The organism is Sulfurivermis sp. (assembly GCF_059410345.1).
This window is the reverse complement of sequence record NZ_JBLJDO010000011.1, coordinates 63,819-90,490: the sequence shown is the minus strand read 5'-3', so window position 1 is coordinate 90,490 and position 26,672 is coordinate 63,819. Positions and strand designations below refer to the sequence as shown.

At 64.0% G+C, this 26,672-nt stretch carries 27 protein-coding genes; 19 read left to right on the top strand and 8 right to left on the bottom strand.

Annotation, left to right across the window (positions count from 1 at the left end; translation table 11 throughout):
• Positions 1–5 precede the first annotated feature (5 nt).
• Positions 6–695 (bottom strand): DUF6901 family protein, encoded by a 690-nt coding sequence (locus ACMV8A_RS10250; RefSeq protein WP_495325684.1) that lies wholly within the window; start codon positions 693–695, stop codon positions 6–8.
• 147 nt (positions 696–842) lie between these two features.
• On the opposite strand from ACMV8A_RS10250, the gene gorA reads away from it, so the two are divergent.
• The 4 genes from gorA to ACMV8A_RS10230 are packed head-to-tail and all read left to right on the top strand — an operon-like array spanning position 843 to position 3,570.
• Complete coding sequence (gorA, locus tag ACMV8A_RS10245) at positions 843–2,192, top strand: glutathione-disulfide reductase (protein WP_495325683.1); 1,350 nt, start codon at positions 843–845, stop codon at positions 2,190–2,192.
• A 45-nt stretch (positions 2,193–2,237) separates the two neighbouring features.
• Positions 2,238–2,768: a gamma carbonic anhydrase family protein gene (locus ACMV8A_RS10240; protein WP_495325682.1), complete on the top strand. Its 531-nt coding sequence runs from the start codon at positions 2,238–2,240 to the stop codon at positions 2,766–2,768.
• A 26-nt stretch (positions 2,769–2,794) separates the two neighbouring features.
• Complete coding sequence (locus tag ACMV8A_RS10235; protein WP_495325681.1) at positions 2,795–3,235, top strand: hypothetical protein; 441 nt, start codon at positions 2,795–2,797, stop codon at positions 3,233–3,235.
• A gap of 26 nt (positions 3,236–3,261) precedes the next feature.
• A complete protein-coding gene (locus tag ACMV8A_RS10230; protein ID WP_495325680.1) occupies positions 3,262–3,570 on the top strand; it encodes a hypothetical protein in 309 nt (102 codons plus the stop codon).
• Positions 3,571–3,609: 39 nt separating this feature from the next.
• Here the strand turns inward: ACMV8A_RS10230 and aroE are convergent, their stop codons facing one another.
• The 4 genes from aroE to hemB all read right to left on the bottom strand — a co-directional run bounded on the left by aroE (position 3,610) and on the right by hemB (position 7,422).
• Positions 3,610–4,428, bottom strand: coding sequence for a shikimate dehydrogenase (gene aroE / locus ACMV8A_RS10225; RefSeq protein WP_495325679.1), 819 nt, complete (start codon positions 4,426–4,428; stop codon positions 3,610–3,612).
• Positions 4,428–5,681 carry an inorganic phosphate transporter gene (locus tag ACMV8A_RS10220; protein ID WP_495325678.1) on the bottom strand — a complete coding sequence of 418 codons (1,254 nt, stop codon included), beginning with the start codon at positions 5,679–5,681 and terminating at the stop codon, positions 4,428–4,430. The genes aroE and ACMV8A_RS10220 overlap by 1 nt, the downstream gene beginning before the upstream one ends.
• A 12-nt stretch (positions 5,682–5,693) precedes the next feature.
• Positions 5,694–6,374 carry a TIGR00153 family protein gene (locus ACMV8A_RS10215; RefSeq protein WP_495325677.1) on the bottom strand — a complete coding sequence of 227 codons (681 nt, stop codon included), beginning with the start codon at positions 6,372–6,374 and terminating at the stop codon, positions 5,694–5,696.
• Positions 6,375–6,450: 76 nt separating this feature from the next.
• Entirely contained in the window at positions 6,451–7,422 is a 972-nt protein-coding gene (gene hemB, locus ACMV8A_RS10210) for a porphobilinogen synthase (RefSeq protein WP_495325696.1), read from the bottom strand.
• A gap of 214 nt (positions 7,423–7,636) precedes the next feature.
• Here hemB and ACMV8A_RS10205 point away from each other — a divergent pair, with 214 nt between their 5' ends.
• Entirely contained in the window at positions 7,637–8,878 is a 1,242-nt protein-coding gene (locus tag ACMV8A_RS10205; protein WP_495325676.1) for a GGDEF domain-containing protein, read from the top strand.
• A 7-nt stretch (positions 8,879–8,885) separates the two neighbouring features.
• Here ACMV8A_RS10205 and trhP read toward each other — a convergent pair whose 3' ends face one another.
• A complete protein-coding gene (trhP, locus tag ACMV8A_RS10200) occupies positions 8,886–10,214 on the bottom strand; it encodes a prephenate-dependent tRNA uridine(34) hydroxylase TrhP (RefSeq protein ID WP_495325675.1) in 1,329 nt (442 codons plus the stop codon).
• A 110-nt stretch (positions 10,215–10,324) separates the two neighbouring features.
• On the opposite strand from trhP, the gene ACMV8A_RS10195 reads away from it, so the two are divergent.
• The 9 genes from ACMV8A_RS10195 to ubiB all read left to right on the top strand — a co-directional run bounded on the left by ACMV8A_RS10195 (position 10,325) and on the right by ubiB (position 18,480).
• On the top strand, positions 10,325–11,008 hold the full coding sequence (locus tag ACMV8A_RS10195) for an MlaC/ttg2D family ABC transporter substrate-binding protein (protein ID WP_495325674.1): 684 nt from the start codon (positions 10,325–10,327) through the stop codon (positions 11,006–11,008).
• 178 nt (positions 11,009–11,186) lie between these two features.
• Positions 11,187–12,125: a bile acid:sodium symporter family protein gene (locus ACMV8A_RS10190; RefSeq protein WP_495325673.1), complete on the top strand. Its 939-nt coding sequence runs from the start codon at positions 11,187–11,189 to the stop codon at positions 12,123–12,125.
• Between the two features lie 40 nt (positions 12,126–12,165).
• Positions 12,166–12,705 carry an ATP-dependent protease subunit HslV gene (gene hslV, locus ACMV8A_RS10185; RefSeq protein ID WP_495325672.1) on the top strand — a complete coding sequence of 180 codons (540 nt, stop codon included), beginning with the start codon at positions 12,166–12,168 and terminating at the stop codon, positions 12,703–12,705.
• A 133-nt stretch (positions 12,706–12,838) separates the two neighbouring features.
• Positions 12,839–14,164 carry an ATP-dependent protease ATPase subunit HslU gene (gene hslU / locus ACMV8A_RS10180; RefSeq protein WP_495325671.1) on the top strand — a complete coding sequence of 442 codons (1,326 nt, stop codon included), beginning with the start codon at positions 12,839–12,841 and terminating at the stop codon, positions 14,162–14,164.
• Positions 14,165–14,249: 85 nt separating this feature from the next.
• Positions 14,250–14,627, top strand: coding sequence for a gamma-butyrobetaine hydroxylase family protein (locus ACMV8A_RS10175; protein ID WP_495325670.1), 378 nt, complete (start codon positions 14,250–14,252; stop codon positions 14,625–14,627).
• 158 nt (positions 14,628–14,785) lie between these two features.
• A complete protein-coding gene (ubiE, locus tag ACMV8A_RS10170; RefSeq protein WP_495325669.1) occupies positions 14,786–15,535 on the top strand; it encodes a bifunctional demethylmenaquinone methyltransferase/2-methoxy-6-polyprenyl-1,4-benzoquinol methylase UbiE in 750 nt (249 codons plus the stop codon).
• Between the two features lie 12 nt (positions 15,536–15,547).
• Positions 15,548–16,030, top strand: coding sequence for an RDD family protein (locus ACMV8A_RS10165; RefSeq protein ID WP_495325668.1), 483 nt, complete (start codon positions 15,548–15,550; stop codon positions 16,028–16,030).
• A complete protein-coding gene (locus ACMV8A_RS10160; protein WP_495325667.1) occupies positions 16,027–16,647 on the top strand; it encodes a ubiquinone biosynthesis accessory factor UbiJ in 621 nt (206 codons plus the stop codon). The genes ACMV8A_RS10165 and ACMV8A_RS10160 overlap by 4 nt, the downstream gene beginning before the upstream one ends.
• Positions 16,648–16,881: 234 nt before the next feature.
• Complete coding sequence (gene ubiB, locus ACMV8A_RS10155; protein WP_495325695.1) at positions 16,882–18,480, top strand: ubiquinone biosynthesis regulatory protein kinase UbiB; 1,599 nt, start codon at positions 16,882–16,884, stop codon at positions 18,478–18,480.
• Positions 18,481–18,803: 323 nt separating this feature from the next.
• Here the strand turns inward: ubiB and ACMV8A_RS10150 are convergent, their stop codons facing one another.
• Positions 18,804–19,973 (bottom strand): NAD(P)H-dependent flavin oxidoreductase, encoded by a 1,170-nt coding sequence (locus ACMV8A_RS10150; protein WP_495325666.1) that lies wholly within the window; start codon positions 19,971–19,973, stop codon positions 18,804–18,806.
• A gap of 130 nt (positions 19,974–20,103) precedes the next feature.
• On the opposite strand from ACMV8A_RS10150, the gene ACMV8A_RS10145 reads away from it, so the two are divergent.
• Genes ACMV8A_RS10145 through ACMV8A_RS10130 form a run of 4 tightly spaced genes read left to right on the top strand, consistent with a single transcriptional unit; the run spans position 20,104 to position 23,653 of the window.
• The gene (locus ACMV8A_RS10145; RefSeq protein WP_495325665.1) at positions 20,104–20,736 is read left to right on the top strand and encodes a TatD family nuclease-associated radical SAM protein; all 633 of its coding nucleotides are present in this window, start codon (positions 20,104–20,106) and stop codon (positions 20,734–20,736) included.
• A complete protein-coding gene (gene mnmL / locus ACMV8A_RS10140) occupies positions 20,736–21,677 on the top strand; it encodes a tRNA modification radical SAM protein MnmL/YtqA (protein ID WP_495325664.1) in 942 nt (313 codons plus the stop codon). Before ACMV8A_RS10145 ends, mnmL begins: the two co-directional genes overlap by 1 nt.
• 22 nt (positions 21,678–21,699) lie before the next feature.
• Positions 21,700–22,707, top strand: a complete 1,008-nt coding sequence (ubiU, locus tag ACMV8A_RS10135; protein ID WP_495325663.1) for a ubiquinone anaerobic biosynthesis protein UbiU — start codon at positions 21,700–21,702, stop codon at positions 22,705–22,707.
• A 19-nt stretch (positions 22,708–22,726) separates the two neighbouring features.
• Positions 22,727–23,653, top strand: coding sequence for a U32 family peptidase (locus ACMV8A_RS10130; RefSeq protein WP_495325662.1), 927 nt, complete (start codon positions 22,727–22,729; stop codon positions 23,651–23,653).
• Positions 23,654–23,740: 87 nt separating this feature from the next.
• Here the strand turns inward: ACMV8A_RS10130 and ubiT are convergent, their stop codons facing one another.
• Positions 23,741–24,250 carry a ubiquinone anaerobic biosynthesis accessory factor UbiT gene (gene ubiT, locus ACMV8A_RS10125; protein WP_495325661.1) on the bottom strand — a complete coding sequence of 170 codons (510 nt, stop codon included), beginning with the start codon at positions 24,248–24,250 and terminating at the stop codon, positions 23,741–23,743.
• Positions 24,251–24,385: 135 nt separating this feature from the next.
• On the opposite strand from ubiT, the gene ACMV8A_RS10120 reads away from it, so the two are divergent.
• Positions 24,386–26,623, top strand: coding sequence for a heavy metal translocating P-type ATPase (locus tag ACMV8A_RS10120; RefSeq protein ID WP_495325660.1), 2,238 nt, complete (start codon positions 24,386–24,388; stop codon positions 26,621–26,623).
• The last annotated feature ends 49 nt before the right edge of the window (positions 26,624–26,672 follow it).

Below are 26,672 nucleotides of genomic sequence, written 5' to 3'. Positions count from 1 at the left end.
TGTCGTTATAAGTATGCAGTATACAGCGGCTGCAGCTCTTGCAGCGTTTCTTCCACCACGATAGGCAGGGTCTTGGCATACATGTCGAGCAGCACCAGCGCATTCACCGTGCCGTCCTCGCGCGCGGCGGCGCGCAGCCGGTTGGCCATGGCCCGGTTGACGACCTCGACATGGCGGTAGAGCTGCAACAAGCCGTCGAAGCCCATTTCTGCCGGCAATCCCTGTTGCTGGCGGAAATACTGCCCGAGCAGATACATGCTGGCTGCACGGTACATGGTTTCCTCTTCGGTGGCGAAGGGCAGGTGGAAGCGCGCCATCGGCTTGAAAAAGGCCATGTGGGGGCAGCCGCTGGTGGCGATGATCAAGCCCATCATGGCGCTGATGCCATTCTGCGCCGAGGTGTGGCGCTGGATGCGTCGTTCTGGAGTGATCACCTCCGCATCGACCTCGGCATAGGAGAGGACATCACCCAGCAGCGATACCGTCCCGACCAGGGAGCGTGCCAACGGGCAGTGGGGATGTTCTTCCTCGTGCAGCGGGCAGTGGGGGCAGCGATGAAAGCCGAGCCGGGTCCACTCCGGCGGGGAGAGGGTTGGCGGGACGCTCGGATCCAGCGTCGTCGCATCCAGGTGCAGGGGAAAGCTGAGTTCCCGCCCATCGGCAAAGCGGAAAATGTATTGTATCTCCAACGCCATGACCGGCCTCCTGCCCTGTGCAGAGGGCAAGGATATCATGGGTGCTCTAAGATACCGCAGGCTGTAGAATCGAGCGCATACATCGTAGGGGAAGCCCTTATCCGCGCCCCGATGCGCCCTCTTCCGGAAACAACCCAAGGACTCATCATGACCAAGCACTACGATCTGATCGCCATAGGCGCCGGCAGCGGTGGTCTGTCTGCCGCCGAGCGCGCGGCCTTGCACGGCAAGAAGGCTGCCATCATCGAGGCGGGGCGCATCGGCGGCACTTGCGTCAACGTCGGCTGCGTGCCGAAAAAGGTGATGTGGAACGCGGCCGGTATCGCCGGCGCCTTGCGCGATGCCACCGACTACGGTTTCGATGTGCTGGTCAACGACTTCGACTGGGAGCAACTGGTCAACTCGCGCGAGCGCTACATACAGAATATCAACGACTGGTATGGCGGCTATCTCAAGGAGTCCGGCATCGACCTGATCCAGGGCTATGGCCGCTTCGTCGATCAGCGCACCCTGGAGGTGGACGGCAAGCGCTACAGCGCCGATCACATCGTGGTGTCGCCGGGCGGCGTACCGATGATCCCTGCGATCCCCGGGGCCGAGCTTGGCATCGACTCCAATGGTTTCTTCGCCCTGCGCGAGCAGCCCAAGCGTGTGGCGGTGGTGGGCGGCGGTTACATCGCGGTGGAGCTTGCCGGCCTGCTCAACGCCCTGGGCAGCGAGGTGGACCTGTTGCTGCGTCGCCAGCACTTCCTCGGCCACTTCGACGCCATGCTGCGCGAGACGTTGATGGAAGAGATGGTCAACCACGGCGTCAACATCCTGCCCAATATCAATGTCGAGCGCGTGGAAAAGGACGGTGATGGCCGCCTTACCCTGCACTGCTCCGGCGGTCATACGCTGAGCGGCTTCGATACCCTGATCTGGGCCATCGGCCGCGCCCCCCATACCGCCGACCTGAATCTCTCTGCCGCGGGCGTGCAGTGCGATGCCCATGGCTATATCCCCACCGACGAATACCAGAACACCAACGTGCCCGGCCTCTATGCGGTGGGCGATGTCACCGGCCGCGCGCAACTCACTCCGGTAGCCATCGCCGCCGCCCGCCGTTTGGGGGACCGCCTGTTCGGTGGCCAACCTGAGCGCAAGCTGGACTACGACAACATCCCTACGGTGGTCTTCAGCCATCCGCCCATCGGCACCGTTGGCCTGTCGGAGGAGGAGGCGCGCGCCCAGCACGGCGAGGCGGTGAAAGTATATCAGACCCGTTTCACCCCCATGTACCACGCCTTCACCCGCCACGGCTCGAAGACGGCGATGAAACTGGTGTGCGTCGGTGTGCAGGAGAAGGTGGTCGGTGTGCACATCATCGGCAATGGCGCCGACGAAATGTTGCAGGGCTTTGCCGTGGCGGTGAAGATGGGCGCCACCAAGCGTGACTTCGACAACACCGTCGCGCTGCATCCCACCAGCGCGGAAGAACTGGTGACGATGCGGTAACAACACAGGCAGATAACACGCACCAGCCAAGGAAAACCGCCCATTATGGCTATCCGGCCCTTTCGCCACGTTGAACCGACGCTCCATGCGTCGGCCTATATTGATCCCCAGGCGGTGGTGATTGGCGATGTGGTTGTCGGCGCAGACAGCTCCCTCTGGCCCATGGCGGTGGCGCGCGGCGACGTCAATTACATCCGCATCGGGGCGCGCAGCAATATCCAGGACGGCTCGGTGCTGCATGTGACCCACGGCCATGGCGAGGTGCCCGCGGGGCATCCGTTACTCATCGGCGATGAGGTCACCGTCGGCCACAATGTCACCCTGCACGGCTGCACCATTGGCGATAACTGCTTGATAGGCATGGGTTCCATCGTGCTGGACGGGGCGGTGCTGGAGCCGTATATTCTGCTTGGCGCCGGCAGTCTGGTGCCGCCGGGCAAAATCCTGCAGGGAGGCTATCTTTGGATGGGTAGCCCGGTGAAGAAGGTGCGTCCGCTGACGGACGCCGAGCGTGAGCGCTTCGCCTATTCGGCCGCGCATTACGTCCGCCTCAAGGAGACTTACCGGGAGAACTGAACCGCCCGCCAGGCAAGGAGGTTTACATGGAAGTGTTCATGGGTAATCTGCCCGAAACCCTCAACGCCGCTGATTTGGAGCGGCTGCTATTGCCGTTCGATCGCCAGGTCAAGATCAAACTGAACAATCAGCGCTATAAGGAGGGCGGTGCGGTGTGCTACGGCGTCTGCACCTTTTCCTCCGAACGTCTGGCGCGGAAGGCCATCAAGAAGCTGGACGGATATCTGCTGTTCGGCCGCGCCCTCAGCGTGCGTGAATACCTCTATCGCAGTTACAGCAATGAGCGCCGTGCCCTGGGTTGGCGCAACCGGCCGTGGGATGGGCTGGAGCGGCGCGATGGCGAGCGCCGCCAGGGCACGGCGCTGGCAGCCGAAGCAGATTTCTTTCCCGAGGCGGCCGAGGAAACGGTGGATGAGGACCGTATAGTCATCGAGGGGTATCGCGACCTCGCCACCAAGAATATGTGAAGAGATGGAGCGCCAGGTAACTCATCATGGATTTGTTTGTCGGCAACTTGCCCCCGGACATTACCTCCACGGATCTTGACGTGTTGTTTCTGAGTTTTCGCCCTTTGCGTTTGAAGTTGGAACGGCGGGGCTATGCGGTGGCGACGGTCATCCCCGATCGATTGGCGCAGCGTGCACGTCAGCAACTACACGGTTTTCCCTTGCGCGGCAGCGCCATCGAGGTACGGGAGTTTTTCCTGCGCAATCCGGACAACGAGCGCCGTGGCCGTCACCACCGCCTGCGGCGCTGGCCGGGGCCAGAGCGCCGTTGCCGTGAACGGCGCGGTCTGTATTGATTTTGTGGCCTCAGTTACGCCTCTGACAGGCGGTGGGCGTTACATGGCCTGCCGCAGCGCCGTGATCACCGGCGCCGTGGCCGGGCGCACACCGCGCCAGAGACAGAACGATTCCGCCGCCTGTTCCACCAGCATCCCCAGCCCATCCAGTACCACTCCCGCGCCTGACGCAACGGCCCAGTGCATGAAGGGGGTTGGTTCCTTGCCGTACATCATGTCGTAGCATGCGGCGCCCGGCGCCAATATGCCCTCGGGCAGGGGCGGCAAGTCGCCCTGCAGGCTGGCGGCGGTGCCGTTGATCACCACGTCGAATTGTCCTCCCGCCAGGGCGGTGAAACTGCTGGCGCGCACCGGCCCCAGGTCGGCGAAGGCCGCCGCCAGCTCGTCCGCCTTGGTCACGGTGCGGTTGGCAACGACCAGCTTCGCCGGTGCCTTGGCCAGCAGGGGTTCCAGCACGCCGCGCACTGCACCGCCGGCGCCGAGCAGCAGCACGCGGCGGCCGGCCAGCGGCACATGGTGGTTGAGCTCCAGATCGCGTACCAGTCCGACGCCGTCGGTGTTGTCGCCGTACAAGCGGCCGTCGGCCTCCCAGCGCAGGGTATTGACCGCACCGGCGCGTTCGGCGCGGGCGCTGCGCGCTTCGGCCAGGGCAAAGGCCTCCTGTTTGAACGGCACGGTCACGTTAAGCCCCTTGCCACCGTCGGCACGAAAGCGCGCCACGGCGGCCGGGAAGTCGCCCAGCTCCACCAGAATCGCCTCGTAGCTGAGCTGCTGGCCGGTTTGCGCGGCGAACTGTGCGTGGATCAGGGGAGATTTGCTGTGGCCGATGGGGTTGCCCATGACGGCATAACGATCCATCAGGCAAAGATCCCCTTCAGCAGGAAGAAGAACACGATGGCCAGGATGGCGCCGGCGGGCAGGGTGACGATCCAGGACAGGAAGATGGTGCGCACCACCTCCAGGTTCAGCGCCGCGATGCCGCGCGCCAGACCGACGCCGAGGACGCCGCCCACCAAGGTGTGGGTGGTGGAGATGGGCAGACCGGTGCCGGAGGCGAGCACCACGGTGCCGGCGGCAGCCAGGGTGGCGGCGAAGCCGCGGCTCGGCGTCAGCTCGGTGATGCCGCGGCCCACGGTGGCCATCACCTTGTAGCCGAAGGTGGCCAGGCCGAACACGATGCCGATGCCACCCAGCAGCAGCACCCAGGCCGGCATGGCGGCCTTTTGCGCCACTTCACCGCCGCTCTGGATGACGCTGATGATGGCGGCCAGCGGACCGACGGCGTTGGCCACGTCATTGGAGCCGTGGGCGAAGGCCATGGCGCAGGCAGTGACAATCATCAAAACGCCGAACACCTTCTCCACGTTGGCGAAGTGGAAGTCACGGTCGGCCTTGGGGTCGAAGCGCAGGCGCGCAATGGCGTAGATGCCGATGAGCATGGTCACTACACCGATGACGACGGAATACAGATAGCTCTGCGCCGTGCTGATGTGCAGGCCGACATGCTTGAGGCCCTTGGTCAGGGTCACCAGGGCAACGATGAAGCCGACCAGGAAGATGTAGATGGGGACGTAGCGCTTGGCGTTTTTGAGTGGGTTGTCGGTGTCGAGGATGAATTTCTGCACGCTCATGAACAGCCAGTAGGCGATGACGCCGGCCAGCGCCGGCGAGACCACCCAGCTCATCACGATGGAACCGACCTTGCCCCATTTCACCGCCTCCATGCCGAGGCCCACGGCGGCGAAACCGACGATGGCACCGACGATGGAGTGGGTGGTGGATACCGGCCAGCCGAAGTGAGAGGCCACCATCAGCCAGATGGCGGCGGCGAGCAGCGAGGCCAGCATGCCATACACCAGCAGTTCTGGCTGGCCGGCCAGGAGGTTGGCGTCGATCATGCCGCTGCGGATGGTCTCGGTGACGGCGCCGCCGGCGAGATAGGCGCCGGTGAACTCGAAGATGGCGGCGATGATGATGGCCTGGCGCGCAGTAAGGGCGCCGGAGCCGACGGAGGTACCCATGGCGTTGGCCACGTCGTTGGCGCCCACGCCCCAGGCCATGAACAGGCCAAAGGCGATCGCCAGCACGATATAGATCGTTGCGTATTCCATCCTGCGCCCTCCTTAGCGTGCCAGCATCATCAGCAGGCGGCTGCCTACGCGTTGCGCCAGGTCGCCGAGGTCGCCGATCCAGTCGATGACGTTGTACATGAACATCACATCGACCGCGTAGAGTTCCTTTTCCTTGCTGAACAGCAGGTCGCGCACCTCTACCTGGAGGGCATCGGTGTCGGCCTCGATGGCGTCGAGTTCGGTGATCATCTTCTCCACCAGCTCCACCTCGTGGCCGCGGAAGCCGGTTTCCACCAGCTCGTCCAGCTCGTTGATGGCCAGCTGCGCCTGGGCCGTGGCATCGATGCAGCGGCGGGCGAACTCCAGCAGCTTGTCAGCGATTTCCGGTGGGAACACCATGCGGCGGCCGATGATCAGACCGGCGATATCCTTGGTCTTGTTGGCGATCTTGTCCTGCATGCGCAGCGCCTCCAGCACGTCGCGGCGCGATACCGGCATCATCCAGCCGCGCGGCAGGTGCAGGCGCAACTCCTTCTTCAGCGCATCGGCCTCGCCTTCCAGCACGGCGATGCGCCGCTGCACCTCACGGGCGCGGGTCCAGTCCTGCGCCAGCGCCGCCTCCAGGAATGGGACGATCTCCTGGACGCAGGACTGCACCTTGCCCATGTGTTGCTGCAGGGGGCTGACCGGCGAGGAGCCGAACATGCTGAAGACAAAGCTTTTGGGGGCCATGATCTCTTCTCGTTAAGGGGGAGAATTATGTTTTCGAATTTCGGTGAGCTTTTGCCAATGCCACTGAACCTGAAAATTAAGCTTCTTTAATCCACTGCGCTGCCCGGCGCGCGAAATAGGTCAGGATGCCGTCGGCGCCGGCGCGCTTGAAGGCGAGCAGCGATTCCATGATCACCGCCTTTTCGTCCAGCCAGCCGTTCTGCGCCGCTGCCATCAGCATGGCGTACTCGCCGCTCACCTGATAGGCGAAGGTGGGCACGCCGAACTGGTCCTTCACCCGGCGCACGATGTCCAGGTAAGGCATGCCCGGCTTGACCATCACCATGTCGGCGCCCTCGTCCAGGTCCAGCGCCACCTCGCGCAGGGCCTCGTCGGTGTTGGCCGGGTCCATCTGGTAGGTGTACTTGTTGCCCTTGCCCAGGTTGCCGGCCGAGCCGACGGCGTCACGGAACGGGCCGTAGAAGCTGGAGGCGTACTTGGCGGAATAGGCCAGGATGCGGGTGTGGATGTGGCCGGCGGATTCCAGCGCCTCGCGGATGTCGCCGATGCGGCCGTCCATCATGTCCGACGGGGCCACCACGTCGGCTCCGGCCGCGGCGTGGGACAGGGCCTGCTGCACCAGGGCCGCCACGGTCTCGTCGTTCATCACATAGCCGGTGTCGTCGATGAGGCCGTCCTGGCCGTGGGTGGTGAAGGGGTCGAGGGCGACGTCAGTGATCACCCCCAGCTCGGGGAACTCCTGTTTCAGGGCGCGCACGCTGCGCTGCGCCAGGCCCTCCGGGTTCCAGGCCTCGGCGGCATCCAGTGATTTTTTCTCCAGCGGGGTGACCGGGAACAGCGCTACCGCCGGCACGCCGAGCGTGTGCAGGACCTCGGCCTCGCGCAGCAACAGGTCGATGGACAGGCGCTCCACGCCGGGCATGGAGGCGACGGCCTCGCGGCGGTTGCTGCCTTCCAGCACGAACAGGGGGCAGATGAGGTCATTGGCGCTGAGGGTGGATTCCCGCATCAGGCGGCGGGAGAAATCGTCGCGGCGCATGCGGCGCATGCGGGTCCAGGGAAAGGCGCCATGGCTGGTTTCGGGCTGGCTCACGGGGGGATTCCTCTGCGCTTGGGGTCGTCTGAAAGGCGCACAGTGTAGCACTGGCCGCCCGGCGCTCAGAAGCGCCCCGTGCAGTCCGGCCGTTAACGAGGGTGAGAAATACGGTCTGGCCCGGTATGATGTTGACCAGATCAATACGGCAGTCGGCACAGGCAGTGGCATGAACGGGCAGGACAAGGGAGTGACGGCGGGCAACGGCAACGGCAACGGTTACGGTGCGGCCTTGCCCTATACGGTGAAGCTGAGCCGCTGGAGCGGCGAATTCACCGACCCGGCGGCGGAGACCGCCTTCGGCGAGCATGTGGGCGCCGCCGAGCTGCGCCACTTCATCATCGCCCTGTTCGTCACCGGTCCGCTGTATTTTTCCTTTGTCATCTCCGATCACCTGTTACTCGAGTTCAGTGGCCTGTTCTGGCTCAACGCGGTGCTGCGTTTTGCGGTACTGGTATTCTGCTGGGGCCTGGGCTGGTGGTTGCTGCGCAACCCGGTGCTGCCGCCGCGCCTGTATCGTCTGACCCTGATCTTCTTCTTTGTCGTGCTGGGTAATGCCCTGCTCATCTATCCGGTGAGTCAGCGCGAATTTCTGGAGATCTATCCGGGGCTGTTGGTGATGATGGTGGGCGCCTTCTTCTTTATCCCCAGCACCCTCAACCATCGCCTGCTGGCCACGTTCTTCGCCTTCATCTTCCTGGGCATCGAAACCTGGTTGTTCTTTCCGCCGCCACCGCACCAGTTGCCGTTGGCGGTGTTGTTCTTCGGCGTGACGCTAATCTTCTGCATGGTCACCTCGGTACAGCATGCGCGCCTGCGCCGCTTTTCCTTCATCGACTCGGTGCACAGCCGGCATCTGACCACGCTACTGCAACAGGAGGTCAAGCTACGCCGCGAACTGGAGGAGGCGGCGCGGGTGCAGGCACGCACTGACGAGCTCACCGGCCTGCCCAACCGGCGCCGCTTCTTTGAATTGGCCGAGCGGGAGATGGAGCGTGCCCAGCGCTACGACGAGGCGCTGGCGGTGGTGATGCTGGACCTGGACCACTTCAAGGACGTCAACGACGGCCACGGCCATGCCGCCGGCGATCAGGTGTTGCGTGCGGTGGGTGACGCCTGTCGTGATGTGTTGCGCACCAACGATATCGTGGGTCGCCTCGGCGGCGAGGAGTTCGCCATCCTGTTGCCAGCCACCCGCCTAGATGGCGCCCGTCAGTTCGCCGAGCGTCTGCGCCAGAGTATCGCCGCCTGCCGCATCGGCCTGCCCGGTGTCGAGCTCACCCTTACGGCCACCCTCGGCGTGGCTGCCCGTGAATTGGGCGAAACCCTCTGCCTGGATGAGTTGCTGGCGCGTGCCGACGCGGCGCTGTACCGCGGCAAGGCGGCGGGGCGGAATCGGGTGGAGGGATAAGAGGCGATCAGAGTTCCTTCGCCAGCAGGGCATAGCGGTAGTCCCCTGCCGGTAGCGGGATACGCACGCGATGGCCGCCGCCGGGTGCTTCGTCCAGCGCCGCGCCGTTGCGCCCCTCCATGTGTTCCAGCACGAAGCGGCGGTTGCCCTGCGGGGTGATCAGCTCCAGGCGATCGCCGACGCGGATCTTGTTCTTCACATCGATCTCGGCCAGGCCGGTTGCTGTGTCGTAGCTGTCCACCTCACCGACGTACTGTTGCTTTTCGCCGCTGGAGGCTCCCTTCATGTAGTTCTGATAATCCTGGGTGTGGTGGCGCACGTAGAAGCCGTCGGTGTAGCCGCGATTGGCCAGGTTTTCCAGTTCCACCAGCAGCCGCGTGTCGAAAGGACGGCCAGCGATGGCGTCGTCGATGGCCTGGCGGTAGGCCTGGGTGGTGCGGGCGATGTAGTAGGGCGACTTGGTGCGGCCTTCGATCTTGAGCGAATCGACACCGATGCGCGCCAGTTCGGCGATGTGCTCCACGGCGCGCAGGTCCCTGGAGTTCATGATGTAGGTACCGTGCTCGTCTTCCTCGATGGGCATCAGTTCGCCGGCGTGTTCGCGCTGTTCCAGCAGATACACCTGCTGCGCCTCGGCACGGCGCACATCTCCGCTCCCGCACATCCCTGTGCCCGCGGTATCAGTCCTTCCCTGGACGTCGCCGCTCGCATCGGTGACCGCATTGTGCACCTGGTAGTCCCAGCGGCAGGCGTTGGTGCAGGTGCCCTGGTTGGGGTCACGGTGGTTGAAGTAGCCGGACAGCAGGCAGCGGCCGGAGTAGGCGATGCACAGGGCGCCGTGCACGAACACCTCCAGCTCCATGTCCGGGCACTGCTGGCGGATCTCCGCCACCTCCTCCAGCGACAGCTCGCGCGACAGGATCACGCGCGCGATGCCCTGTTTTTGCCAGAAGCGCACGTCGGCGTAATTGACGGTGTTGGCCTGCACCGACAGATGGATGGGCATCTCCGGCCAGCGCTCACGCACCATCAGGATCAGGCCCGGGTCGGCCATGATCAGGGCATCGGGCTGGAGGGCGATGACCGGCTCCATGTCGGCCATGAAGGTCTTCACCTTGGCGTTGTGCGGCATCACGTTGCTGGCGAGGAAGAACTGCTTGCCCTGGGTGTGGGCCTCGGTGATGCCGGTGGTCAGGTTATCCAGGTCGAAGTCATTGTTGCGCACGCGCAGGGAATAGCGCGGCAGGCCGGCATACACGGCGTCGGCGCCGTAGGCGTAGGCCATGCGCAGGTGGCGCAGGCTGCCCGCGGGGGCGAGGAGTTCGGGTGTCTTCATCGGTGTGCGGATCGTCAACGGGCGGCTATTCTACCCCGATTGCCCCTCTGCGGCCGATGGGCGACAATCTGCGCCATTCCAAAAAGACCTACATTACGAGGGAGTACACCATGATTTCGTCACGCAAGCCGCTGTGGGTGCTGTTGCTGGCGCTGGGCCTGTTGCTGGGCGCCAAGGCCGGTGCCGCCAGCGTGCCGCAGGCGCCGGAGGCGCTGATGAGCGAGGTCAGCCAGCGCATGATCGAGACCCTCAAACGCGAGCGCGACGCGGTGCGCGCGCGGCCGCAGTACATGTTCGACCTGGTCGATCAGGTGCTGGGGCCCCACGTGGACTTCACCCGCATGTCCGGCTGGGTGCTGGGCAAGTACTGGCGCCAGGCCACGGCGGAGCAGCGCCAGCGTTTCATCGCCGCCTTCCGCGTGATGATGGTGCGTTTCTACACCGCCGCCCTGCTGGAGGACCCCAAGCAGCTCGATGACCTGCTGGCACGCAACGACAATCTGATCACCTTCCTGCCCGGCCGCCCCGCCGAGGGCGACACCACTACCGTGCGTTCCGAGGTCCATCTGGATGGTGGCAAGGTGGTGCAGGTGCTGTTTGCGGTGCACAACCGCGACGGCGACTGGAAGGTTTACGACGTGACGGTGGAGGGCGTCAGCCTGGTCACCAACTACCGCACCTCCTTCGCCCAGGAGATCACCCAGGTGGGCATCGACGGCCTCATCGCCCGCCTGGAAGAACGTAATCAGGCCTTGATGGAGCAGGTGGTCAACGGCAAGAAGGCTGCGCAGTAATCCTGTCAACGGAATCCGCAATGCACGCCAATGGACCCAATTCAGGCGGCAGAATCAAGGCCGTTGGGCTGGCGTGCCACCGCATGCGGGGTGAGCCGGTTGCTTGTTGTAACTCCATGAATATTCGAGTCTATTTGCGTTCATTTGCGGACTGAGTGAGGTTTGCCGGGATGACCCCATGCGCGCCCTGCTGCGCCTGATTGCCAATGGCCTGGCGCCGCTGACTCTGGCGGGGGCCATCGCCGCCTATCTGGAGCCGGGCCTGTTCCTGGTATTCAAGGACGTGTTCCTCTGGCTGTTCGCCGCCACCATGTTCGCCCTCGGCGTGGTGCTGGACCCGGCCGAGATGCAGGCTACCCTGGGGCGGCCGCGCGCCATCCTCGCCGGCGTCGCCACCCAGTACACTGTCATGCCCCTGCTCGGGTTTGCCGCCGCCTGGTTCGGCGGGCTGCCGCCGGCCCTGGCCCTGGGCTTCGTCATCGTTGGCTGCGCGCCCGGCGCCATGGCCAGCAATGTCATCGTCTACCTGGCCGGCGGCGCGGTGGCCTACTCCATCGCCCTCACCACCCTGTCCACCCTGCTGTCGCCCTTGTTGACCCCGCTGCTGGTGCAATGGCTGGGCAGCGCCTTTCTCGACATCCCGTTCTGGCCCATGACGCAGACCATCCTGATGACCGTGGTGGCCCCGCTCGTCGCCGGCATGGGGCTGCGGCAGATCCTCGGCCGGCAACTGGCCCTGGTGAAGGAGATCGCCCCGGCGGTGGCCGCCGTCGCCATCGTCATCATCTGCAGCTATGCGGTGGCCGCCAACCAGGGGCGGCTGGTCGCGGTGGGAATGCCGGTGTTTGGCCTGGTGGTACTGATCAATGCCCTGGGCTATGTGCTTGGCTGGCAGGCGGCGCGCTGGTTCGGCTTCGACGGCCGCCACCGACTCACCCTGGCCATCGAGATCGGCATGCAGAACGCCGGCCTCGGCGTGGCCCTGGCGCTCAAGCACTTCGAGCCGGAAACCGCCCTGCCAGGCGCCCTGTTTGCGGTATGGTGCATCATCACCTCGGCCGGGGCGGCGAGCTATTTCCGCCGTACCACACGCCGTGCCGCGGTGCTGACGCCGTGATGGTGTAACATTACCCGCCTGGCAATCGGGAGATTCGACTTTGGAACAATATCGCGGCACCACCATCCTGGCGGTGCGTCGCCATGGCAAGGTGGTCATCGGCGGCGACGGTCAGGTCACCCTGGGCAACACGGTGATGAAGGGCAATGCGCGCAAGGTGCGCCGCCTGTACAAGGACCGCGTTATCGCCGGTTTCGCCGGCGGCACGGCGGATGCCTTCACCCTGTTCGAGCGTTTCGAGGGCAAGCTGGAGAAACATCAGGGCAATCTCACCCGCGCCGCAGTGGAGATGGCCAAGGACTGGCGTACCGATCGCGTGCTGCGCCGCCTGGAGGCCCTGCTCATTGTCGCCGACACCACGGCCACCCTGATGATCACCGGCAACGGCGACGTCATCGAGCCGGAGCACGACCTCATCGCCATCGGCTCCGGCGGCCCCTTCGCCCAGTCCGCCGCCCTGGCCCTGTACCAGAACACCGAGCTGGATGCGCGCAGCATCGTCGAGAAGTCCCTCGGCATCGCCGCCGGTATCTGCATCTACACCAACGGCAACCTGACCATCGAAGAGCTGGGTGGTTGACCGGGAAACAATAAAATCCAACGCAAAGGCGCAAAGACGCGAAGGGCGCAAAGAATGATGAATGCTATTTCAAATAGAACCTTTGCGTCTTTGCGCCTTTGCGTTAGATGTGGATTTTGAGGTTTAAGAACCGATGTCTGAAATGACGCCCCGTGAGATCGTCCAGGAACTGGACAAGCACATCATCGGCCAGACCGCCGCCAAGCGTTCGGTGGCGGTGGCGCTGCGCAACCGCTGGCGCCGCAGCCAGGTGAGTGACCTGCTGCGCAACGAGATCACACCGAAGAACATCCTGATGATCGGTCCCACCGGTGTGGGCAAGACCGAGATCGCCCGTCGTCTGGCCAAGCTGGCCAACGCGCCCTTCATCAAGGTGGAGGCCACCAAGTTTACCGAGGTGGGCTATGTGGGCCGCGACGTGGAGTCCATCATCCGTGATCTGGTGGACCTGGCCATCAAGATGATGCGTGAGCAGGAGATGACCAAGGTGCGCCACCGCGCCTTCGAGGCGGCAGAGGATCGCGTGCTCGACATCCTGCTGCCGCCGGCGCGTGGCTTCGAGCAGGAGCAGGCCGATTCCGGCACGCGGCAGAAATTCCGCAAGAAGCTGCGCGGGGGCGACCTCGACGACAAGGAGATCGAGCTGGAGCTGAGCGCCGCGCCCATGGGCGTGGAGATCATGGCGCCGCCCGGCATGGAGGAGATGACCTCGCAGCTGCAGGGGCTGTTCAAGAACCTGGGCGGCAGCCGTACCAAGCGCCGCAAGCTGCCGGTGAAGGAGGCCATGCGCCTGCTCACCGACGAAGAGGCGGCCAAGATGGTCAACGAGGATGAACTGAAGAGCCGCGCCCTGCGTTCGGTGGAACAGAACGGCATCGTGTTCCTCGACGAAATGGACAAGATCTGCCGCCGCGGCAGCGAATCGGCCTCCGGCGCCGATGTCTCCCGCGAGGGCGTGCAGCGCGACCTGCTGCCACTGGTGGAAGGCAGCACCGTGTCTACCAAGTACGGCATGGTGAAGACCGACCACATTCTGTTCATCGCCTCCGGCGCCTTCCATCTGGCGCGGCCGTCGGACCTGATCCCGGAGTTGCAGGGGCGCTTCCCCATCCGCGTCGAGCTGGATGCGCTGTCGGTGGAGGATTTTGTGCGCATCCTCACCGAACCCGATGCCTCGCTCACCGATCAGTACAAGGCCCTCCTTGCCACCGAGGGCGTCACCGTCGACTTTGCCGCCGACGGCATCGCGCGTATCGCCGAAATTGCCTGGCAGGTGAACGAGACCACAGAAAATATCGGTGCGCGCCGCCTGCACACCGTGCTGGAGCGCCTGCTGGAAAACTTGTCCTTCGAGGCAGCGGACAAGGGCGGCAGTACGGTCACCGTGGATGCCGTCTACGTCGACGCCCAACTCGGCGAGCTGGCACGGGACGAGGATTTGAGCAGATACATACTTTAAGTTTCGAGTTGAAAAGTCCGCGTCAGGCGCCACTTAAGGTGGGTTGCAGATTCGAAACTTGAAACTGAATTTACGAGGTCAAACCATGAACGAAAAACCGATTCCTACCGAAATCACCCTGCACAAGGCCAAGCACCTGCTGGAGATCGCCTATTCCAACGGCCAGCGCTTCCAGTTGCCCACCGAATACCTGCGCGTTTTCTCCCCTTCCGCCGAGGTGCGCGGCCACGGCCCCGGCGAGGAGACCCTGCAGGTGGGCAAGGAAGACGTGAACATCGAGCAGATCGAGCAGGTGGGCAGCTATGCCATCCAGCCCCACTTTGACGATGGTCATAACAGTGGTATCTACGCCTGGGATACCCTGTACGACCTCGGGGTCAATTATCAGAAATATTGGCAGGACTACCTGGAGCGCCTGGCCGCCGCCGGCAAGCAGCGCAAGACGCCGGCGCACGAGGCCTGATGCGACGGATGATCAAGTTAAAGCCGCAAATGCACGCGAATGGACGCAAATCCTGTCGCAGCACTCAGGGTGCTCCAGCTGTGGTTTTCTCTTGAGCGGGCAATATTTGCGTTCATTTGCGTTTATTCGCGGACCAGGAATCAATTACGGAGTTTGAAATGAGCGAACGCGACACCACCCACTTCGGGTACAAACAGGTGGCGGTGGAAGAGAAGGCACACCTGGTGGCCGACGTGTTCCACTCCGTTGCCTCCAAGTACGACATGATGAACGACGTGATGTCGTTCGGCATTCATCGTCTGTGGAAGCGCTATACGATTGAAATGAGCGGTGTGCGTGCCGGCCAGCGCGTGCTGGACCTGGCCGGCGGCACCGGCGACCTGGCGATGAAGTTCGCGCGCATCGTCGGTCCCGAGGGGCAGGTGGTGCTGGCCGACATCAATGCCTCCATGCTGGAGGTGGGACGCAAGCGTTTGGTGGACGCGGGCATCGTCGGCAACGTCGAGTACGCCCAGGTCAATGCCGAGTGCCTGCCGTTTCCCGACAATCACTTCGATCTCATTACCATCGCCTTCGGCCTGCGTAACGTCACCGACAAGGACAAGGCGCTGGCCTCCATGCATCGCGTGCTGAAGCCGGGTGGCCGTCTGCTGGTGCTGGAGTTCTCCAAGCCGGCGGTTCCGGGCCTGTCGCCGCTGTACGACCTGTACTCCTTCACCATGCTGCCGATGATGGGCAAGCTTATCGCTGGTGATTCCGAGAGTTACCGCTATCTGGCCGAATCCATCCGTATGCACCCGGATCAGGAGACACTCAAGGGCATGATGGAAAATGCCGGCTTCGATCGCGTGGAGTACTTCAATTTGTCGGGCGGGATCACCGCCCTGCATCGCGGTTTCAAGGCCTGACGCGTCGCTGCCATGGATGCGCAGGTGCAGTATGCGGGTTTCTGGCGCCGTTTCGCTGCCGTGCTTGTCGACACGGTGATCCTGCTGGCCGTGCTGACGCCTCTGCTGTATCTGTTGTATGGTGCGGCCTATTTCACTGAGGTGCGCCCGGCCTTCCACTATGCCGGGGTAGGTGATTTTCTGTTGAACCAGGTGTTGCCGCTGCTGGCGGCGGTGGTGCTGTGGGTGAAGTTCCGCGGCACGCCGGGCAAGCGCCTGCTCGATTGCGTGGTGGTGGACGCGGATACCTTGCAGGCCATCAGCGTGAAGCAGGCGGTGATCCGCTACTTCGCCTATCTCGTTTCCATCCTGCCGCTGGGTCTGGGCTTTCTCTGGATCATCTGGGATAAACGCCGGCAGGGGTTTCATGACCTCATTGCCAGGACGGTGGTGCTGTACGCGCCGGCGGACGAATCGGAAAAATCGCTGCGACGGCTGATGGAGGAGGCACGATGAGTGCAGTGACGATGCTGCCGCAGGTTGGGCTGGCCCTGTTGGAAGCGGCCATCAATACCGCCCTGGCGCTCGACCCCGAGACCAAGACGCGTCTCGGCGCGCTGGAGGGCAAGGTGATCGCCATGGATCTGCAGGGGCCGGACGTTACTCTATTTCTGTTGCCCGGCGCCGATGGTTTTCGCCTCATGGGTCATTATGAAGGTACGCCGGACACCCGCCTGCGCGGTACGCCGCTGGCGCTGCTGCGCCTCAACCGCGGCAAGGTCGGCGAGGGGATGTTCTCCGGTGCGGTAAAGATCGAAGGCGACGTCGAGCTGGGCCAGCGCGTGCAGCGCATCCTCGGCGGCCTCGACATCGACTGGGAGGAACACCTGTCGCGTCTGACCGGTGACGTGGTCGCACACCAGATCGGCGCGATGGTGCGTGGCCTGCTGCGCTGGGGCGAGCAGGCGGCGGCCAATCTGGAACGCGACCTGGCTGATTACGTACAGGAAGAACGGCGCGACGTGCCGCCGCGCTGGGAGGTGGACGAGTTCCTCGCCGGTGTCGACGAACTACGTAGTGCCGTGGATCGGCTGGAGGCGCGGCTGCGCCGGCTGGAGCGGGAAAAAGAATAGTCCGCCAATGAACGCGAATCTACGCGAATGCGTATCCGAGCGTCGATGCGCTGCCGACATGATCGGTTCACTCCATGTCATTTTGCTTTGTTGCACCACCCGCAATAATGTCGTTCCTTGTATTCGCGTTTATTGGCGTGCATTCGCGGACTGATTCTGAATTCATGAGGGGGCAATAACGTGTTGCTACGTCCGAGTCAGGTGCTGCGCCTGCTCTATATCAGCTGGGTGTTGATGCGGCATGGTCTGGACGATCTGATCCTGGCCACCCATCTGTTCCGCCCGCTGCGCTTCCTGCGTGTGTTCATGTGGTGGAACTGGTTCCGCCGCCATGCCCCGCGCGGCGAGCGTATCCGCCGTGCGCTGGAAGACCTCGGCCCGATCTTCGTCAAGTTCGGTCAGATCCTGTCCACCCGCCGCGACCTGCTGCCCGACGATATCGCTCTGGAGCTGGCGCGCCTGCAGGATCGCGTGCCGCCGTTTCCCGGCGCGCAGGCGCGCGCCATCGTCGAGCAGGCCTATCGCCAGTCCACCGATGAGGTGTTCGCCGAATTCGACGAGTCGCCCATGGCCTCGGCCTCCATTGCCCAGGTGCACGCTGCCCGTTTGCATGATGGCCGTGAAGTGGTGGTGAAGGTGCTGCGGCCGGACATCGCCCCGGTGATCCGCCGCGATATCAGTTTGATGTACATCCTCGCCGAGAAGATGGAGCAGTTCTGGGCAGACGGCCGCCGCCTGCGCCCGCGCGAGGTGGTGGCGGAATTCGAGCGCACCATCCTCGATGAGCTGGATCTGATGCGCGAGGCGGCCAATGCCTCGCAGATCCGCCGCAATTTCCCTGATTCGCCTATGCTCTATATCCCCGAGGTGTACTGGCCGCTGTGCCGGCGCAATGTGATGGTGATGGAGCGCATCCATGGCATCCCCATCTCCGACCTGGATGCCGTGCGTGCCGCTGGCGTCGACATGAAGGCGTTGGCCGAGCGTGGTGTGGATATCTTCTTCACCCAGGTGTTCCGCCACAATTTCTTCCATGCCGACATGCACCCGGGCAACATCTTCGTCGAGCCGAGCGGGCGCTACATCGCGGTGGATTTCGGCATCGTCGGTTCGCTCAGCGCCGAGGATCAGCGTTATCTGGCGGAGAACCTGCTGGCCTTCTTCAAGCGTGACTACAACCGCGTTGCGGTGCTGCATGTGGAGTCGCGCTGGGTGCCGCCGGGCACGCGGGTGGATGAGTTCGAGGCGGCGATTCGCACCGTGTGCGAACCGATCTTCGAGCGTCCCTTCGCCGAGATATCCTTCGGCCATCTACTGCTGCGCCTGTTCCAGACCGCGCGCCGCTTCAACATGGAGGTGCAGCCGCAGCTGGTGCTGCTGCAGAAGACCCTGCTCAATATCGAGGGCCTGGGCCGGCAGATCGACCCGCAGCTCAATCTTTGGTCCACCGCCAAGCCCTTCCTGGAGCGCTGGATGAGCGAGCAGGTGGGCGTGCGTTCCTTCTTCAACCGCATCAAGAACAACATCCCCAGCTGGGGCGAGAGCCTGCCCGAGGTGCCGCAGCTGATCCACGACGTGCTGCAGCGCGCCCGCAACGGCAGCTTGCAGGTGCAGGGCAGCACCGAGGAACTACAGCAATTGCGCCGTGAGATGCGTCAGGCCAACCGGCGCAGCTTTGCCGCCATCGTCGGCGCAGCGCTGATCGTCAGCGCCGCCGTGCTGCTGGGGCTGGATGGCTACGCCCCGGCCATGGCCGGCGGTGCACCGCTGGTCTCCTGGGTGCTGGGGCTGGCCGGCGCCGCGTTGTGGCTCGTCGCCTGGCCGCGGGATTGACGCACCGGGCCAGCAAACAAAAGGGGGAAGAGCGTAGCTCTTCCCCCTTTTGTTTACCGGCGCAGGGCCGGGTGACTCAGAAGATTTTGGCCAGGTATACCAGGTAGAACAGGGCGCCGAAGACGGCGGTCGCAACGAGAGTTTCAACCATGGTTTTTCTCCTTGAACGCTTACAGATAGAGAAGATTCGCTATTCCGGAACGATAGCGATACAAACCATAGGGTTATTGGCCGAACCCTGTCATTGATAATCCGCAATTTTTGCAGGGAAATAAAAAAGGGCAGGCGCCTGGCACCTGCCCTTTGAGCCGTGTCGCCCCGGATCAGGCCGTGGCGGCGCTGAGGCGGGGGTCCTGGCCGGTGAGCAGCATCACCAGCAGGTCGTGCACCGAACGGATCTGCTGGCCGAAGGGCAGTGACTCGGAGCCGCGGAAGAACAGGCCCTTCTCCAGGTTGCCGTGGACCGCGGCCTCCAGCTGGGTGTCGATGCAGAACTGGCCGGCGGCAGGGTTGCCGTCCTTGAGGCCGCACTGGGTCAGGCACTCGAACCATACGGCGCAGGTGCCCTTCTCCGGGGTGGCGCGGGAACGCACCTTTTCCTCGCGCTCCAGGTATTTCTTCAGCCAGGGGGTGAGCACGGCGCGGGCCGGCAGGCCGGCGGTGCTCATGAAGGTGACGATGTCCTCCGGTTTGGCCTCCAGCAGCACCTTCTTGAAGGTGGGATGGGCATCGCCCTCCTCGGTGACCGCAAAGGGGGTGCCGATCTGCACGCCGCTGGCGCCCATATCGAACATCTCCTTGATCTTGCTGAAAGAATTGATGCCGCCGGCGGGCAGCAGCGGGATGTGGGGGATGTCCAGCTCCTTGAAGACGTTGAAGATCTCTGCCAGCACGCGCTTGAAGTCGAACTTGGGATTGGTGATGTCTTCCGGCTTGGGGGCGCCCAGGTGGCCGCCGGCGTAGCGCGGGTGTTCGATGACGATGGCATCGGGCAGCACGCCCTTGCGCATCCAGCGCTTCAGCACGGCGCGTACGCCGCGCTCTTCGGACAGGATGGGGATCAGGGCCACGCGGTCCTTGTATTCGCCCACCAGGTCGGGCAGGTCGAAGGGCAGGCCGGCACCCATGATGATGGCATCGGCGCCGCTCTCGCAGGACTGGCGCACCATCTCCGGGTGGCGGTCCACGGCCTTCATGACATTGACGGCGATCATGCCCTGCGGGGCAATGGCGCGGGTGGCCTTGATCTCGCGATCCAGGGCTTCCAGGTTGGCGTCGTCGATGAGCTGGCGATCCTTGGTGCGGCGGGTGCGCTCCATCAGGTCCGGATGGTGTACCCGCAGATCAATGCTGGCGATGGTGCCGATGGCGCCCTCTTTGGCGACGGCCCCCGCCAGACGGTGGGCGGACACGCCGACCCCCATTCCTCCCTGAATGATGGGTAGAAGCTCCTTCCCGCGGAGTTTCAACAGAGGGAAAGGGGTCTTGATCATGGATCACCTGTTAGAATCAAAAGCCGGTAACGCTACATGATACATCACGGCGCGATATTGATCTGCGTCAATCGAATTGCGCATATAAGTCGCTTACACTCCCACCCCTCGAAGAGGAACAGGTCGCGGTATGACTAAAGTCTCGCGCCGACAGCGGCAGGCCGAGGAAACCCTCGCCTACGAACTGCACGGTAATCTTTATCTCAATATCACCTACCACTGCACCCTGCGTTGCGCCTTCTGCCCCAAGTTCCAGGGCAGCTGGGAGGTGCAGAACTACGATTTGTTGCTGACCCGCGAGCCGACGGCGGACGAGGTGCTGGCGGCGGTGGGCGACCCTACCCGCTACAAGGAAATCGTGTTCTGCGGCCTGGGCGAGCCGACTCTGCGCCTGGATACCCTGCTGGCGGTGGCGGAGGCATTGAAGGGCATGGGGGCGAAACACATCCGCATCAATACCGACGGTCTGGCCAATCTGGTGTACGGCCGCGACGTGACGCCTGAACTGGCGCGCTGGGTGGACAGCGTGTCCATCTCCCTGACCGCCCAGGATGAGGCCACCTATGATCGCCATACCCGTTCCAAGCGCCCGGGGGCCTACCAGGGCATGCTCGACTTCGCCCGCGCTGCCAAGTCTGCCGGTATCGCCGTGACCCTCACCGCGATCAACGGTCTGGAGGGTGTGGACATTCCTGCCTGCGAGAACATTGCTCGTGAGCTGGGCGTGCAGTTTCGCCGGCGCGAGCTGGACGTGGTCGGCTGATGGCGCTGGCCGATTATGTGAACACCTTTGGCCAGCACCTGCTGGCCAAATACGGCGCGCGGGTGCACAAGGTGGCCATCAACGCCGGTTTCACCTGCCCCAACCGCGACGGCAGCAAGGGTATCGGCGGCTGCACCTTCTGCAACAACAGCTCCTTCTCGCCCAATGCCCGTGAACCGGACCCCATCGTCGAGCAGATCGTCGCCGGCCGCGCCGTGATCAGAAAACGCACCGGCGCGCAGAAGTACCTGGCCTATTTCCAGGCCTATACCAACACCTACGACGACATCGATCTTTTACGTCGGCGTTATGACACGGCGTTGGCCGAGCCCGATGTCATCGGCCTGTCCATCGGCACGCGCCCTGACTGCGTACCGCCCGCCGTGCTGGACCTGCTGGCCGAATACCGCGCCCAGGGGCATGAAATCTGGCTGGAACTGGGCCTGCAATCGGCCTTCGATGAAACCTTGCGGCGCGTCAATCGCGGCCACGGTTTTGCCGAATATCGCAGCGCGGTGCACGCGGCGCGCGCGCGTGGCCTGCCGGTGTGCACCCATCTGATCCTCGGCCTGCCCGGTGAGGAGGCCTTTCACGCCCGTACCAGTCTCCTGCGCGTGCTGGAGGAGGGCGTCGACGGACTCAAGCTGCATCCGCTGCACGTGGTCAAGGGCACGCGCCTGGCCAACGAGTGGCGCCACGGCGAGTATCAGCCGTGGACGCTGGCACAGTACGTCGGCACCGCTGCGGACCTCGTCGAGCTGACGCCGCCCGTGGTGCTGTATCACCGCCTTACCGGCACTGCGTCACTGGATATTCTGCTGACACCTCTTTGGTGTAATTGGAAATGGCGCGTGTTGAATGGTATCGAACGGGAACTGGCCCGCCGCGGCACGCGCCAGGGTCAGCTCAGGGCGGGCGAGATGGGGGTTGTAAAGGCTTAAACGGTTCTTGAGGTTCTGAACGATGGCAAAAAAAGTCGAGCTGGTCTGTCCTGCCGGGTCGCTGCCGGCCTTGCGCGCAGCGGTGGATAACGGCGCCGATGCGGTGTATATGGGCTTTCGCGACGGCACCAATGCGCGCAACTTCCCCGGCCTCAACTTCGACGAGCGCGCCGCGCACGAGGGCATCCGCTATGCACGGGAGCGTGGGCGCAAGGTGTTGCTCGCCCTCAACACCTATCCGCAGCCGCAGGGCTGGAACATCTGGACCGGCGCGGTGGACAAGGCGGCGGAGCTGGGTGTCGATGCGTTGATCCTGGCCGATGTCGGCCTGATGCGTTATGCCGCCAAGACTCATCCGGGTCTGCGCCTGCACCTGTCGGTGCAGGGCTCGGCCACCAGCTATGAGGCGATCAATTTCTACCGCGAGCAATTCAACATCCAGCGCGTGGTGCTGCCCCGCGTGCTGTCGCTGGCGCAGGTCAGGCGCGTGATGGACAACACCGACGCCGAGATCGAGGTATTTGCCTTCGGTTCGCTGTGCGTGATGGTGGAGGGGCGCTGCTATCTGTCTTCCTATGCCACCGGCGAATCGCCCAACACCTGCGGCGCCTGTTCACCGGCCAAGGCGGTGGAGTGGCGCGAGACCATCAAGGGACGCGAAGTGCGCCTCGGGGGCGTCTTGATCGATCTCTACAAGCCGGGTGAGGCCGCCGGCTATCCGGTGTTGTGCAAGGGGCGTTACGAGGTCAACGGCGAAGTGAACTACGCCATCGAGGAACCCACCTCGCTGTCGGTGCTGGACATCCTGCCCGAGCTGGTACGCATGGGGATCTCCGCCATCAAGGTGGAGGGGCGCCAACGCAGCCCGGCCTACGTGGCGCAAGTGACCAAGGTGTTGCGCGAGGCGCTGGATGCGGCGGAGCGCAGTCCCGATACCTTCAGCCCGCGCAGCGACTGGGTGGCCGCACTGGACAAGGTGGCCGAGGGCAGCACCCATACCCTGGGCGCACTCGACCGCGCCTGGCAATAAACGTCTAGGAGCACGTTCGATGAAACTGGCGCTGGGTCCGTTGTTGTATTTCTGGTCACGTGATGACGTGCTGGCATTCTATCGTCAGGCACGCGACTGGCCGGTGGATGTGGTGTATCTGGGCGAGGTGGTGTGCTCCAAGCGGCGCGGTGTGCGTCTGGAGGATTGGCTTGCCATTGCCAACGAACTCGCTCTCGCCGGCAAGGAGGTGGTGCTGTCCACCCTGGCGCTGGTCGAGGCGGAATCGGAACTGCTCACTCTGCGCCGTATCGTCGACAATGGCCGCTTTACGGTGGAGACCAACGACATGGGCGCGGTACGCCTCGCCGGCGGCAAGGTGCCCTTCGTTGCCGGCCCCCATCTCAATGCCTACAACGGCGAGACGCTGGGATTGTTCCGCGACCTCGGCGCGCGGCGCTGGGTGATGCCGGTGGAGTTGTCGCGCGATACGCTGGCGGCCATTCAAGCGTGCCGCCCGGCGGGACTGGAGACCGAGGTGTTCGCCTTCGGCCGCATGCCGCTGGCCTTCTCGGCCCGCTGCTTCACCGCGCGTCACTACAATCTGCCCAAGGACGACTGCCAGCTGCGTTGCGCCGACTTCAGCGACGGTCTGGTGCTCAACTCGCAGGAAGGCGAACAGTTCTTGTCCATGAACGGCATCCAGACCCAGTCCGCCGCCACCTGCAACCTCATTGCCGCCATTGCGGAAATGAAGGAACTGGAGGTTGACGTGCTGCGGCTGTCGCCGCAGTCGCGGCACATGGAGAAAATTATCCGTGCCTTCCATGGCGTCATCGACGGCAGTCTGACTCCGGAGCAGGGTTTGGCGGCGCTCGTTGGTCTGAGTCGCGGTGAGCCGTGTAATGGTTACTGGTATGGCAACGCCGGCCTGGCCTGGCTGGATCGGGGCGAAGTGAGCGGGGCGCGGGCGCAGTCGGAGGGATAAGACAGCAAATCTTCGCCGCAGAGACGCGGAGGCGCAGAGATTATGAAAGTTATTTCTCCGCGCCTCCGCGTCTCTGCGGCAGGTGTTTTACCGGGCGTGGAGCGTGCCGGCGAAGCGCTGTACGCGGCGGTCCAGGTGCAGGCGCTCCACGGCGCGCAGGATGAAGGGCGCGAGGCGCGGGCCGGCGACGGCGTGGACGTGCATGCGCCAGTCGAAGTCCATGCCGTCGAGCAGGTTCTTCACGTAGAGGCCGGTCTCGGTCTCGCCTTCGATGTTGAGGCGGCGGGCGAAGAACAGGGTATCCGGGTCTTCACTGCGCGTGGCGAGCAGCCAAAACTCCTCCAGTCGTCCCTTGATGCGCACATCCCACTGCTTGCCTGGAGCACGGGCGAGACGGCCATTCCTGATGGCGAAGATCAGTTCGGTGCCGGTGTCGCTGATGGCGATGGCCAGGCGCTTGCCATCCAAATCCTGCAACTGGTCGACGATGTACTGCCCCTTGAGCAGATGATTGAACAGGCGTGACAGCAGTTCGCTGTGCACGGCATTGGGCAGACCCTTGAGCAGCAGGGACAGGGGCAGCAGTTGCAGGCGCATGGGTATGAACTCCGCTGGATCTCGACGGTGGGAAAGTATCGCAATTCCCGCATGACTTCCAGTTGATCTGCGTCAATCAAACGGTGCGGTGTTATCCTTGCAGTACGGTTTCCGGCACGGCGAGCGAGGTGGTACGTGAGCGAACCTGTGGTACATCGACTGTCTATCGGCGGCATGAGCTGCGCCGGCTGCGTGGCGACGGTGGAGAAGGCCTTGCGTGCGGTGCCCGGCGTGAGCGAGGCGACGGTCAGTTTCGCCGAGCATGTGGCGGTGGTGCAGGGAAAGGTGGATGCCGCCACCCTGGTGCAGGCGGTGGTGGATGCCGGCTATGAGGCCGCCGAACTGAAGGGGTTGGACGACGAGCAAGTCGAGCGCGAGGCCAGGGAGCAGGCAGAATACCGCGGCCTGCTGCGGCGCGCGGCAGCAGCGGCGGCGCTGGGTTTCCCCCTGATGCTGGGCGACATGACGGGTTGGTTGCCGCACCTGCACAGCGGCGCCGGCCGCACCGTCTGGCTGCTGATCGGCCTCGCCACCCTGGCCGTGATGATCTACGCCGGTCGCCACTTCTTCATTGGCGCGTGGAAGCAGTTCACCCACCACAACGCCAACATGGACACCCTCATCGCCATGGGCACCGGTTCGGCCTGGGTCTACTCCATGGCCATCGTGTTGTGGCCCAACAGCGTTCCATCACTCGCCCAGCATGCCTACTTCGAGGCGGCAGCGATCATCATCGCCCTGATCAATTTCGGTGCGGCGCTGGAGTTGCGTGCGCGCGGCAAGACCTCGGAGGCGATCCGCCGCCTCATCGGTCTACAGCCCAAGACGGCGCGCGTGGTGCGCGACGGCAGGGAGATGGATGTACCCATCATCGAGGTGGGGCTGCATGAGACGCTGCGCGTGCGGCCCGGCGAGCGCATCGCGGTGGACGGCCGGGTGATCGACGGCGAATCCTACGTGGATGAGTCGATGATCACCGGCGAGCCACTGCCGGTGGTGAAGCGTGTGGGCGACGAAGTGGTGGGCGGCACCATCAATACCTCCGGCTCTTTCCTGTTCCAGGCCGGCCGCATCGGCAAGGATACCGTGCTGGCACGTATCATCGAGCTGGTGCGCAATGCGCAGGCGAGCAAACCGGCCATCGGCCGCTTGGTGGACCGGGTGGCGGCGGTGTTCGTGCCCAGCGTGCTGATCGTCGCCGTGCTCACCTTCCTCGCCTGGCTCAATTTTGGTCCCAGCCCACAGATGTCCTTCGCCATCGTTACCACCATGACGGTGCTGATCATTGCCTGTCCCTGTGCCCTGGGCCTGGCCACGCCGATCTCGATCATGGTCGGCGTGGGCAAGGCGGCGGAGTTCGGCGTGTTGATCAGGAACGGCGAGGCCCTGCAACAGGCCGGTCGTCTCACCACCGTGGTGCTGGACAAGACCGGCACGGTGACCGAGGGCAAGCCGCGCGTGACGGCCATCGTGCCACGCGGCTGGATCGATGCCGATCAACTGCTGGAGATAGCGGCGACCGTGGAGATGGCATCGGAACATCCCCTGGCCGCCGCCATCGTTGCCGCCGCCGACGATAAGGGCATGGGCCGGCTGGAGATGACCGGCTTCGAGGCCGCGGTGGGCCGCGGCGTGCGCGCCATGATGAACCAGCAGCGCGTGCTGCTCGGCAATCGGCGCTGGATGGAAGAAAACAGTGTGGACCTCGGTGAGTTGCCACAGCAGGCCGAGCGTCTGGCGGATGAGGGACGGATCCCGCTGTATCTGGCGCTGAATGACATGGGGGCTGGCATCATCGCAGTGAGCGATCCGGTCAAGGCCGATTCCGCCGCCGCCATCGCCCGGCTGCACCGGCTCGGCATCAAGGTGGTCTTGCTCACCGGCGATGCGCGCATCACTGCGGAGGCAGTGGCGCGCCAGGTGGGCATCGACGCGGTGATCGCCGAGGTGCTACCGGAGGAAAAGGCGCAGCAGGTGGCGGCGCTGCAACAATTGGGTGAGGTGGTGGGTATGGTGGGCGATGGCATCAACGATGCCCCCGCCCTGGCCCGCGCCGAGGTTGGCTTCGCCATTGGCAGCGGCACCGACGTCGCCATCGAGAGTGCCGACGTGACCCTGATGCGCGGTTCGCTGCACGGCGTGGCCGACGCCATCCATGTGTCCCGCGCCACGGTGCGCAACATCAAGCAGAATCTGTTCGGCGCTTTCATCTACAACACGTTGGGCATCCCGGTGGCAGCCGGCGCGCTGTATCCGTTCCTGGGCCTGCTGCTCAATCCGATGATTGCCGGCGCCGCCATGGCGGCCTCGTCGCTCACCGTGGTGAGCAATGCCAACCGGCTGCGTTTTTTCAAACCGGAGGGCAAGGCATGATGCTGTGGATCAATCTGCTGGGTATCGTGCTGATCGGTTTTATCGTCTG